We start from the raw sequence: 12,610 nt of genomic DNA on the forward strand, positions 1-12,610 counted from the left end.
CCATTCCATGCACCCGCGCATCGTCCTGCTCCTCATGCTTCTAGGCGCCGCTGCCCGTGCACAGTCCCCTGTGCCCGCGGTGCCCGCGCCAGCCCAGCGCTACCTCGACATCCTGGTCAAACGCCCTCAGCCCGGCACCCTCTTCGAGCGCTTCTACGCCGCATGGCTTGAGGAAGCCTCTGCTGAGGAGCTTGGACAGTACCTTGACTCCAAAGCCAGGCTCCCAGCCGCCACTGCGGCCGATCATCTCCTGCTCGCCATCCACCATTCCCACCGCGGCGATGACCCGGCTGCTCTCTCCTCCTACAAGGCGGCACTGGAAATGAACCCCTCCATGGCCCCCGCCTGGATCGAGCGCTCCCGCATCGAAGCACGCGCCCTCGATTTCTCCTCTGCTCTGAAGTCTCTCGATGAAGCCCTGAAGGCCAAACCCGATGCCGCCAGCTCCATCGAGATCGGCAAGCTCCGCGGCCGCGCACTTCTCCGCCTTGGTCAGAACGTCGCTGCCCTGCTCACCTGGAATAACCTCGCCACCTCCCACCCCGATGACGAAGACCTCGCCGAGGAAGTCATCGATCTCCTCACAGACGAAGGCCAGTACGATTCCGCCCTCGATGCCACTCAGACTTTGATCAAGCGCACCCGCGATCACGTCTCCAAAGCCCTGCGCCAGCTCCGCCTTGCCGACATTTTCCTGCTAGCAGAGCGCCGCGACGAAGCGCTCAAAACCCTCCGCGTCACCCTCGCCGCCACCGGGTCGGACACCTGGATCGAAGGCGATGTCCTCGGCCGCATCAGCCGCGTCTTCCGCATGGGCGACGACGTGGATGGTCTTGAAAAGTTCTTCGCCTCTTTGGTCAAAGAGAACCCCCAGCGCGTCACCCTCGCCTGGCAGCATACCAGGCTCCTCGCCGAGTACGGCCAGAAGGACGCCGCACTCACCCAGGCCCGCTCCCTCCTCCAATCCAACCCTGGCCGGCGCGATCTCCAGGAAGGATTTCTCGATCTCCTCGAATCTCTCGACCTCATCAAAGAAGCCGTCGAACAAGCCCAGGCCCTCTCGCAACAAAACACCGCGGACAAAGAAATCCTCGCCCGCCTTGCCAGCTTCCAGCATCTCGCGAAAGACGATGCCGCCGCGCAGTCCACCCTGCAGCGTTTCCTGCAGGCGGCAGGTACGGGAGAGGCCGACTACGTCCGCGTCGCGCGCCTGCTGGAAAGCTGGGAGGAGTCCCCCGTCCAGCCCGGCAGTCCTGCTGCGCTTGCTTACGCCGCTGTCGTTGAAAAATTCCCCGCCAGCATCGGCGCCCAGGAGGCTCAGGCCCATTTCCTCCACCGCGCCGGCCAGCGCGATGCCGCCCTCGCCATCTGGACCGGCCCTGCCAAGTCCGCCTCCCTTGAAGATCTCCTCCGCATCTCTCAAGCCTTGCAGGCACGCCAGGAGTCACGCACCGCGCTGGATCTCCTGCTGCCGCGCGAAAAAGACTTCGCCAATGAACCACGGTTCTTCGCGCTGCTTGTTCAGCTTGGCCTCGCCAACAAAGAACTCGCCCGCACACTCCCCTGGGCACGCACCCGCCTGCGCCTGGCGCAGGATGCCGAAGCCATCGACACCGCCGTGAAGGACATCCTCCTCGTGCTGCGCAGCGATGAAGAAGCCAAACTCTTCCCTCCCCTCCTCAAGGAGCTTCAAAGCTCCACCACTCTCACCATTCAAAACCGCTGCCTCCTCGCCACCCTGCTCGAAACAGCCGGCAAAAAAGCCGACGCAGAAAAGGCCCTCAATGACGCTGCTCCAGAGGACAAACTCGTCGCCCTTTCCCAGCTCGCGCAGATATTCCAAATCCGTAAGGATTGGGACAAAGCCGCGCAGACACTTCAGCACGTCATCGAGCTCCCTGGTGCGCGCAACACCGCGCGTGTGCAGCGCATGGTGGACTTTTTCCGCCGCGCCGAGAAACCGGAACAGGCGCTCACCTGGATCGACGAATGGAAAAAGCTCTCGCCCTCTGCCGTGCAGCCATGGCTGGATGAATCACGCTTGCTGCTCACGCTCAACCGCACCAAGGACGCCCTCAATCTCCTGCGCACCGCCATGCGCAAGTTCCCGGACAACATCGAACTCGCCTCCAGCTACGCCACCCGCTGCCTCGAAAACGGCATGCCCGATGAAGCCGAGCAGACCTACCTTTCGCTCTACGAAAAAACCACCGATGCCAATGCGCGCCTCCGCCTCATCGGCCCGCTCGCTCTCGCAGCCCAGCAGCACAACACCCTGCCGCGTCTCATCGAAAATTTTCAGCAGCGCCAGAAGCAGAACCGCGCCAGCGCCCAGCCCTGGCTGGCCCTGGCAGAGATCTACCGTGCCACCAGCAACGACGAGGAGCGCCGCCGCTGCCTCTACGAAGCCTCACGTCTCCGCCCGCAGGATCTCGCGTTGCTGCTGGACATCGCGCGCAGCGAAGAGGAGATCGGCCTCACCACCGAGGCCCTCCGCACGCTGGAGAGCGCCGCCAAGCTCGACAAAACCTCCAAGACCCGCGAAAGCATCGCGCGCCTGCAAATCGAAAGCGGTGATGCCGATCTCGGCTACCGCATGCTGTTTGAACTGGCGGGAGGGAGTCAGATGGATGCCCGCGGATTGGAGCAGATGGCGGACGCCATTGCCGAAAAGGGCGAGTGGGACCGCGTGATCGCCTTCCTCGAACCCGTGCTGGAAAAACACCCCAAGGACTATCGTCTGCATTACCTCAATGCGGTGGCCCTGGAAGAAGCCGGCCGCGAAAAGGAAGCCGTGCGCGCCTTCATCGAAATCATGGGCATGCACGAGGAGCTTCCCGGAGTGCAGGGCACCGGCCGCAGCATCGGGCTGCGCCGCGGTTATGGCAGCATGTCTCTGCCCCCCGGCACGGAGGACTGGCTGGTTCTTCCTAATATGGTGCAGGCCGCCTACGTTCATCGGCAGAAAATGGGCGGCCGTGGTGGCTACGGCTCGTTCAATACCTCTGGCGGCACCGCCACCAACGGCCTCCTTTCCAATGGTTTTGTGCAGCAGGCGCCCGGCGTCACAGATTCTCCCGTGCTGGCTCTCGCCCACGTGTTGCAGATGATTGCCACCTGGGATCTCCCTGAGCGCGATCCCGTCTTGCGCAGTCTTAAACGAGCAGGTGTCAATGACGCGGCGCTTCTTCTCGCAGCCGCGGAGGCTTCACCTCAGCTTGCCATCACGCCGGAGCTTCTGTCGGAAAATCCGCAAAACACCTCACTCCATGCAGCATGGCTCCTGCTTACGCGCAAAGGCGATCCCGAGGAGGTGCTGCCCGTTTACGAGCACATGTTCCAGCTCTTTGAGAAAACCTATCCCTCTCTGGCATTGCGCGCTTCAGCCTTCGCCTGGCGCATCTCCGGAAATCAATCCCCCACCTGGGCCCGGCGCATCATCGACACCTGTCAGGCCATGCCAAAGAGAGGCTTCGCCGAGCGCCAGACTCTTCTCAGCATGCTGCGCAGCCAGTCTGACCTCTTTCCCCAGCAGAATGCAAACTCCTCCATGCTGAAGCTCGACGCCGCACAGCTTCGCGCCATCAAGGACATACTCAAACGCTGGGTGCGCACCTCCGAGGATCAAAACAGCTCTTACATCAATGAGGAGATCAACGCCTTCGCCGCGGTCAGGGACTGGGAAGGCGTCGTCGAGGTCATTCAGTACCAGCTCAGCCTCCCGGAGAAGTCTCGTGCTCAGGCCCCCTCCGCTCTGAACTCACCCTCCACTGGACGCTACTCCAGCAGTTCCGCTCCCTTTCAGCCCTCTCCCCTTCCGATGCCCCGCACTGCGCTCGGGCTGCCTCCCGAAGTCCTGCGCTGGGTTGCCATGTTATCTCAGGGGCATTCTTCCGCGGAAGCTCGCCTCACGGCCGAGCAGGTGACGTGGCAGAAAGAATTTCAGGCCGGCATGCGGCCCTTCGCGGACAAGGCGGAAGATCCAAGGCTGAAGTTCATCCTCCGCCTCATGCTGGGAGATGAAAAAGCACTGCTCGACGAACTCGCCCCACGCCTCGCCGCCATGCCTTCTTTGGACGAACATCTCTTCGCTGGCTGGCTCTGCCAGCAGCTTGACCAGTCTGACAAGGCTCTCGCCCATTTCCAGCTCGCCCAGGTGCTCGCCACGGATCCGGACATGATCCACAAGCTTGATCTCGCGATGCTTTTTCACACCCAAAAACTGCAGCGCAAGTCCGGCAAAACGGACTTCAAAAACCTCACCGCCTCGGTGCAGCTCGTTCTCGAGCGCCTGTCTCAGGCGGCTTCCACACCCGAAGAGAAATTCCAGCTTTCCCGGATCTTGAACAGCATGGGCTTGCAGGAGGAGGCGCTGAAGATGGGCCAGGCCGCGCGTGGCGTCGCCGCCAGCCCGGTCCACGCAAACACCGCCACCATCAGCAATCCTTATTCCAGCAGCTTCTCCTACCGCCAGAGACAGCAGAAGCGGGTGTCCGTGGAGGATCTTATCAAAAAAGGCGACAAACCGGCCGCTGTTCGTGAAATCGTCAAACAGCTGCGCACGGCCGTTCAGGGCTGCCTGAATCCGCAGAACAGCTCCAGCGCCCATCATCACCAGCTGCACACGGTCATCAAGGTCTTTGAAAAGCATAAGCTCGTTGACGATGTCACGCAGGCCATGCAGGCCGCCGCCGCTTCAGGCTGGAGAACCCAGCAGGAGTATGCCGTGTTTCTCGAGCACACCGGCCTCGAAACCAAGCCGGCCATTGAGGCCCATCGCGCAGTCATCTCCGCTTATCCTCGTGCCTACGCTTCCCATGAGCGCCTGGCCAGCCTGCTGGCCGTCGAGGGAGACTTCCCAGCAGCTCTGAAGCATTGGCAGGCCATGCCCGCAGTCTCCCGGGCCTTGTATCTTCCGGCCCTCATTCAGGAGTTCAGCCAACGCAATGAAATCTCCGTCCCTCGTCCCGCAGCTCTTGCCGGCCTGCTCTCCGCATGGCTGCGCTCCTTGCCTGACGACCGCCCCTTGCCCGCCGGTCTTGCCCAGCAGTTCAATCAGGCCCTGCAAAACATCCAGCGCAGCGACTCCGGCCAGAACCTCTCCTTCCCGGCTCTCTGGACCCCTGTCTCAAAGGACCTCTCTCGCAATGGCAGCCGCTGGACTTTCCATGAGGATGGCTCTCTCAAGCTAAGCCCCGAAAGCCAGAAAGCCCGTGACCTGCGCCGCACGGCTCATGACGAGCTCTGCATGGCCATGCTACGGCACCCTGAGCTTGCCCACATGGGTTTCGCTCCTCTCGCGGGTTTTGCCATGTTCGAAAATCGCAGGCTGGATGAGATCGAAAAAATCGCGCTCGATCTTCTCAGCCGGCACTCCATGCCCAAGGTCAGGCGGCTGCTGATGGCGCAGGGTTACCTTCTCCAAAATACTGCGGGCGATGATCTCGTCTCGCCATTCAACTCCTTGTTTCTAACACCGGAACGCATCGCCATGCCTTTGCCTTCCGTCTTCGCCACTTACAGTGTCACCCTGCGCGGAGATCAGCGCATGCTCGAGGAGGTTGTCTTTCCCGCCATCCTCAAAGCCGAGGGCAAGGGCGTCGCGGACTACTGCCGCGCCTACGCCGCGGTGCTGACAGCTGACGATTCGCATTTCGTCTCCGCCGCATCAGCCTGGTTGAATCCTGGTGGCAGGACAGTCCGCTACAGCGGCCAGCAGCAGGGCGGCCGCATGGGCGAGATCATCCGTCTCTGGCAGACCCGGGGCATCAAGGCCCCTCTTGACCAGCTCTTCCTCGATCGCGCCCCCAAAGATGTCGCCGTTCAATACGGTTACATCCCCGAGGACCTCAAAAACTACGCCTTTGCTCTCGGTCAGCGCGATCCCGAGGCCATGCGCACTTTCGTCCGCAGCCTGCGAGATCATTGGATCGGTGCCACCGCTGAACTGCGCGCTCAAAACATCACCGCCTGGCGTGAATCTCAGCAACGCCGCAGAAGCCGTGTGCAGGTTCAGGTCTCACCGGCTCAGCAGACGGTTCAAGCTTACGTGCAATGGCTGCAAACCCTGCTTCAGGATCGCCGGGGACTTCCGCTGCTCACTCTCATCATGGAAGACGATCTGGGCTCCTCGCCAGAGTGGCTGAGCGAGATCGCCAGTCGCTACACATGGAAGTCCGATTCCAGCTCCGTCGAAGACTTCATGCAAACGGCGGAGGCCATCGGCTTCTTTGGTGATCCCACTTCATTCCGTGTCTATGTTCTCGGCGAAGAAGAAAAGAGCGTCACTTGGTTCGGCACCCTTGCGTGGCATTACCGCGAACATTGGAATGACGAAACGCTCAGCTCTGCTCTCATCCAGCTCGGAAGGAGCAACACCTTGGGCTCACATTTGATGCAGGCCCTCCTCCTCAAAAACAGCCGCATTCCCTTGCAGCTCGATGGCAAACCGGTACCCATTGATGCAACTCCCTCCCCCAGAAGCGCCGCCCTCCACATTGTCCTCAAACGTCATGCGCGGGACATCGCCGCCTTGTCCGCCACCGGCCAGAGCGACCTTTCTGCCCTCCTCCGCGCCGAATTGAAGGGCTACCCCAGGCCGGACCAGCTTGGCCCGGAGCTCGCCACCATCCTCGCTCCTCTCATCAGCCTGGAGAACGCCGCCCTCATTCGCAGAGCCGATCAGGTGATCGCCGCAAAAGCATGGGACGAACTCAGCCGGTCGGGTGACCTCTTCATTGAGCGGTTCCCACTTTTGTTGGACAGCCTTGCCCGGCTCGACAGAGCCAGGGCAGATGCCGCCCTGCATCACACCATCGAGCTTCTGCGTAACAGCGCGGAGCAGCGGGAGTCCGTGCTCCAAAAGCACAGAGAGCCTCCCCTTGCCCGCCTCATCCAGAATCTCGCCAGGGTGCCGCACTTGCTAAGCACCACCTTTGACCTCGCGGACAAGGAAGGTCTCATGCAATCACCCAGCTGGACCTCCAATGTGACCGGCCACCTGGAGCAGTTATTGCAGAATCCGACACAAATCCTCCTCCTTTTATCGGCAACTCCCTGGGTCGCCGATGCCCAAAATTATCGAGATCTGCACTGCGAAAATGTCAATCAGCCCACGCTTACAGCCAGGCTCATCACCAACATCGAGCATGAGGGCTCCCTCAGACCTGCCTTCAGAACTGCCGTCCTTTCCCGCCTTTCGCAGCAGCCATCCACCTTTGGCACCGATTTGCTTCTGGCCTTCCTTCATCGCACTCCAGAAGAGAGCCTTTTATTGAACAGCTTCGGCAACTCCCGGCGTCCCGATGATTCCGCCATCCGCGCCTTCATTCAAAAGCGCCACTCAGATTTCTCCAAACTGCGCACAGATTCCGCCTCCTGCCTCCTGGCGCTGCTCAAGGCCCGCATCCCGGACCTGGAGGAGAAGGAAAAGAAGGACGCCACGCTGAAACAAGCCCTGCAACCTTTGTACACCGCAGAAGCGGCTCAATTTGAAACCGACGTCAGCCGCTGGATGCAAATGACCTCTTCGGGCGATCCCAACCAGGAAGACAGCGACGCCATCCGGCGCTGCGCACCTTTGCTTGACCGCCTGGCCCAGACAGACAAGGCGCGTGCCATCACGCTGCTGGATCAAATCAGCAGGCTGCTGGCGCAGCAGGAAAGCCAGAACTACCGTGGCAACCCGAAAAAGCCGCCGCATGACAGCCAGGTAGGCGAATGGCTGAAACAGGCCGCCCACGTGCCAGAACTGTTTGCCGAGGTGATGCAGCGCGCTGAGAAAAGCGGTGCGGCCCAAAATGATGTGTGGATGGACCAGGCGATAGAGCCCATCAAATTCCTGTCCCACTTCCGCGGCAAACCGCAGCGGTTCCTTGCCCTATTGGAAACCGCCGGCATGCTTGATCCTGCGGCCACCTTTAACCCGTGGCCGATGCCACGTGCATTGGAGAAGCATGAAAAGATCCAGGCGAATCTGCCCAAGCATCTGCACGTCACGCCAGATCAGCAGACCTTTTCCACCGTGCCGTTCACACTGCTCGAAAGCTGGAAGCATGAAATGCGAGACTGGCACACACTTCCAAGCCTCGCCATGGAACTGCACAAACGCCAGCCACGCACCTTCGGCCGCGACCTCATCCTGCTGATCATCAGCTCATACCATGGCGACCCCGCAGCCTTTGCCAGGCTGTACGCGGATGAAATCAGTGCGTGCACAATCGCACAACAGGAGCTAATCGCCGGATGCATTCAACGCCTGCAATGGGCCGAGATCTTTGCCGCAAACGTTCCCGCGCTGAGTGACAAGCTGACCCCAGCGGTGAACAAAATGAAGACCGACCGGCAGGGAGTCTCGAAAAAGCAAGCCGCCAAATCACATGCATTCATCGTTGACCTGCTCTTTACCAAGACCTGGGAGGAGATCGAATACCTGTATTACAACACACAGCAACCGGCCGCCCAGATAACGCCGCCGAACGGGATGCCTCTTCAATCCATCCCGGGAATATATCGGCATCCAGGACAGTCAGATCCAGCCTTTGACCACCTCGCGTTACAGTTGCACCAGCTTGCCTTCCACAATCCTGACAAAGCGCGGGAGGGTCTGCGGCACGTCGTCAGCATCTATCGCTCGCAGTTTCAGACAGAAAATGGCGCTCTTCTCCACCAAAGTCAGTTGGACACGCTGTTAAAAAAAGTGCTCGCTTCACCTCCTTTGGCTGCCACGGCATTCAGGCTTGCAGACACAATACGTCCGAATGGTGGCAAGCCAGCAGTTCCATTCAGAGAACCATGGAGGAAAGAGACTTTGATTGATCTTGCGCTTCCCGCCGCAACCCTTGCAGACGCTGAAAAGGCTGTGGATACGCTAAGCCGGATGGGATTTTGCGTCAGCGCTGTGGAGTTTGACCCCGTGCTGTTGCCGAACTTTAATCATGACAGCTTCCTAGAGATAACGGTCCGGAAGCTTTCCACGCTAAATGCCCCCCTGCGTCAACGGGTCGCCCAGCTTTTGGCGCAGAAAAAAGACGCTGCTTTTGGCAGTGTTCTGCTGGCAGCCCTGATCGGCGTGCCTGATGCCGGCAAAAATGAAAGCCTCGTCCGCTGCTCAGCGCAGTTTGCCCAGGTGCGCAAAGAATCTGCCGGCGCGATTTTGCATGCTTTTGCCATCACGTTCCCGGCGTTGCAAAAGATTGAGCATGCAGACCAGGCTGTAGGAGATCTGGCTTGTTTCGCACCCCTGTTCCAACTGCGTGATGCGGAAGAGCATGGAGTACAACGGAACTGAATGAACCGTGCCGTGGTCGTGTTCACGTGGTCGTGTTCAGGTAGCCTCCGTGGAGATTGCCCAGCTGATGAGCAGCAGCCAGGCTGCGGAGGCGGTCGATCTGGAACGTTTACTACGCCGCCAGTTCGAGCCTGAGGATGCCTATGGGACCGCAGGAACACCGTGAACGGGACGACTGGGCCGCGAAGCAGAACACGGGCGGAATCAAAGTCGTCACCGATGAACTCAAGCTAGTCAAAATTGGTCGAAGTGACTCGCCCCCTGAATGCCTTGCCCATCCTGTGCATGAGCGCAGCTGCGCGGTGAACTGGATGAAAAGATTCAAGTGTCTGCACACTTCCCGAAGCCCTCCTCAAGCCCCTCTCCCAGCCAGCTCCAGCACCTGCAAAGTAAGCATGACATTCAGATCCAGATCGAGCGGCAGGCGTGTTTTGACGGGGCCCGCGTTGCCGCGTGCGCGCCAGTGATTGATGCACATGCCGAGGGTGGCCATGTCACGCGGATCGTGCAGAACGTGGCCGTTGATGCCGGGGTCGATCAATTCGCTGGCGCCATTGAAACTTGTGGTGATGACTGGAATGCCGGTGGCGAGCGCCTCGCTCACCACATTGGAGCAGGGTTCATAGATGGGCAAAAACGTGAGCACATCTGCAGCGGCGTAGGCTGCCTCCACGTCTGGCATCGGCCCTGTGAGAATGACATTCGGCGGAATCTTTCCGCGCATGCGGTCGCGCGTTACGACGAGGAGCTTCAAGTGGGGGTCATCGCAATGACCTGCCATGAATTTCAGCAGCCAGGGCAGGCCTTTGCGCTCCCAGCCGGAACCGACGAAGACGAGCACAAAATCGTTCTCCTCCAGCCCGAAGCGTTTGCGAGCTTTGGCCTTTGAGACGCCCGTGAACCGTCTGATTTCGACACCGTTGCGGATCGTGTGCACGCGCTCCTGGGGAAAGCCGGGAAAATGCTGCGCGATCTCATCACGCACCATTTCGGAATTCACGATGATGCGCCCGGTGTTCGCCGGGTCAAAGGTGCGGGCCTCCAGTTCCATCATGTTGCGATGAAAAGCTCCAAGACCGACGAACGGGCGCTTCCACCAGGGGGCAAACTGTCTGCGCCGCTCCAGCCATACGCGGTGGAGGCCGTCTCCAGCGCGATAGACATCCTGCCTCAGCGTGCGCTCCAGGCTGAACACGCAGTCAAACCGCAGATGCTGCAACTCCGAGCTCACAGCTTCCGCAAAATTCCTCGGACGCTCCGCACGCGAGCCATGGACGTTGATGCTGTGAAACTGCACGCCCTGGGCCTGGCCCTGCCACTTTTCAGCAAACAGGTGCGTCTCGTGCCCAGCTGCGGTCAGCGCACCCAGCAGCCGCTGCACATACAGCTCGGCCCCGCCGGTGGCGGAAAACTGGCGGCGGATGAGGGCGAGTTTCATGGGTATGGCGCAAAGGTCCCTTTTGCGGCTGGTGGTTGTGCGAACGTCCTGTTTGCGGCTGGAAAATGCAAGCGGGACGCTTGTTCTAAGAATTCGCGGAACGCCACTGCTCAAAGCTTTCCTTTGGCGTGCGAAACACCGCACCGCAGCGCGGGCAGGTGATCTGCGCCACGCCATCGGCAAAGATGTGGTCCAGGTCATCCTGCGGCAGACGCATGATGATGGGCATCAGCCGCTCGATGGAGCAGCCACACTCAAACACGTAGCCCCGTGTTTCCAGCAGGGTCAGGTGTTCGGTGGTTTCGATTTCCAGCACCTGTTCGAGCGTGAGTTCGGAGAGCCACTGTTCATCGCAGTCCGGTTCTGCGGAGATCTGGACAAACTCCTCGTCCTCCAGACGGAAAAAGCGCGTGAGGCGCTGCTCGCTGGTGGTGTAAAAAGTTTCCACGGCTTTCAGCATGTCGCTGCCGAAGAATTCGATCATGCTCTGCCTCGGCGCCTGATCGGGCCGGGTTGTCTGCGCGATGAACATGGCCTCGCCCTCCTGGCGCACGTCTTCGGTAAAAACCCGCCCGGCCACCCGGCCGGGACGCGTGCTGCCTGTGACGAACACATTCGCCCGCTGCGGCTCCTTGACGTGAATGGTCCACGCGCAGCCCTCGTCCTGCGGGCGCGAGCACAGGTGCAGTGCCAGCGCGGCCAGCGCATCTTTCAGCATCTGGTCCAGCGGCTCCGCATTTTGGAGACCGTGCTGCATCAGGTGCAGGTAGTAGTCGAGGTAGAGCGGGCTGAACCGCCCGCGCACAAGCAGCGCATTGCGCTTCCGCACGAAGCAGGAGCGTAGGTCCACCACGGAAAGATCCGGTTCAAGCATCTGGCTCATGCCCCTGTTATCTCACCGGATGAAAGGCGGCGCAAGTGGCGCAGACGTCACTTCCCGGCCATGCCGCGGAATTTCTGCCGGTAAGCGCTCGGCGTGCTGCCCATCACCTCGCGGAAGCGGCGGTTGAAGTTCGCCAGATTCCGGTAGCCGCAGTCCATGGCGATGTCCGTGATGTTTGACACGTCCTCCGCCAGCATGCCGCAGGCGCGGCCGATGCGCACTTCGTTCACGTATTGTGGCACGGTTTTTCCCGTGCGTGAATGGAAGAAGCGGCTGAAGGCGCCGAGGCTGAGATGCGCCAGCTTGGCCAGACGCTCGCGGTCAATTTCCTCCGTCAGATGCGTGTGGATGAAATCGATCACCCGCTCCATGCGGCCCTGGTCGGCGGATTCGAGCTTGGGCTCAAAGTTGGAGCTGGCCAGCGCTTTCAGATCTTCGGACTTTGCCAGCGCATTAAGAATCGCCAGCAGTTCGATCACCCGCGCCAATCCTTCGCTGTCCGCGAGACGCTTCATGTGCTCGGTCACAGCCGCACGAGCCGGCCCGCGCACTTCCAGTCCGCGCGCCGCACGCTGCAGCAGCCGCTTCACCGGCTCCATCTCTGGTAGCGCCATGAAATCCCGACCGAGGAAGGACTCATCAAACCGCACGATGATGGCATTCACCCGACGTGACTTCGCGCTCGTGTCCTGATGCCACACATGCGGCAGATTGGACCCGATGAGTACAATGTCGCCATCCGTTAGTGGCCCGATGTTGTCCCCCACCACCCGGTGGCCGCGACTTTCAATCGCCAGCGTGAGCTGATACTCCGGATGAAAATGCCAGCGCGTCCCATAATCCAGCGCACGCACCACCTCACAGTGAAACGATTCCCACTGACGCTTGGGCACTTTTTCAAAGACAGGCTTCATGGGGCGGTAGTTTGCAATGGTTGGCGATGGATTGCAATGGTTTGCGATTGTTGAACCATCGCAAACAACAGCAAACCACTGCCAAC

4 protein-coding genes are annotated in these 12,610 nt (G+C 60.4%); 1 reads left to right on the top strand and 3 read right to left on the bottom strand.

Features of this window, described 5'->3' with window-relative positions; genetic code table 11:
• Positions 1-7: 7 nt before the first annotated feature.
• The gene (locus ACILSR_RS10760; RefSeq protein ID WP_395749768.1) at positions 8-9,289 is read left to right on the top strand and encodes a hypothetical protein; all 9,282 of its coding nucleotides are present in this window, start codon (positions 8-10) and stop codon (positions 9,287-9,289) included.
• A gap of 352 nt (positions 9,290-9,641) precedes the next feature.
• On the opposite strand, the gene ACILSR_RS10765 is transcribed toward ACILSR_RS10760, so the two are convergent.
• The 3 genes from ACILSR_RS10765 to ACILSR_RS10775 form a co-directional block, all read right to left on the bottom strand.
• The gene (locus ACILSR_RS10765) at positions 9,642-10,727 is read right to left on the bottom strand and encodes a glycosyltransferase family 4 protein (RefSeq protein ID WP_395749769.1); all 1,086 of its coding nucleotides are present in this window, start codon (positions 10,725-10,727) and stop codon (positions 9,642-9,644) included.
• 85 nt (positions 10,728-10,812) lie between these two features.
• Entirely contained in the window at positions 10,813-11,610 is a 798-nt protein-coding gene (locus tag ACILSR_RS10770) for an Hsp33 family molecular chaperone HslO (RefSeq protein ID WP_395749770.1), read from the bottom strand.
• A 47-nt stretch (positions 11,611-11,657) separates the two neighbouring features.
• The gene (locus tag ACILSR_RS10775) at positions 11,658-12,524 is read right to left on the bottom strand and encodes a helix-turn-helix domain-containing protein (RefSeq protein WP_395749771.1); all 867 of its coding nucleotides are present in this window, start codon (positions 12,522-12,524) and stop codon (positions 11,658-11,660) included.
• Between the last annotated feature and the right edge of the window lie 86 nt (positions 12,525-12,610).

The sequence above is a fragment of the Prosthecobacter sp. genome (assembly GCF_044222565.1).
Lineage (GTDB): Bacteria > Verrucomicrobiota > Verrucomicrobiia > Verrucomicrobiales > Verrucomicrobiaceae > Prosthecobacter.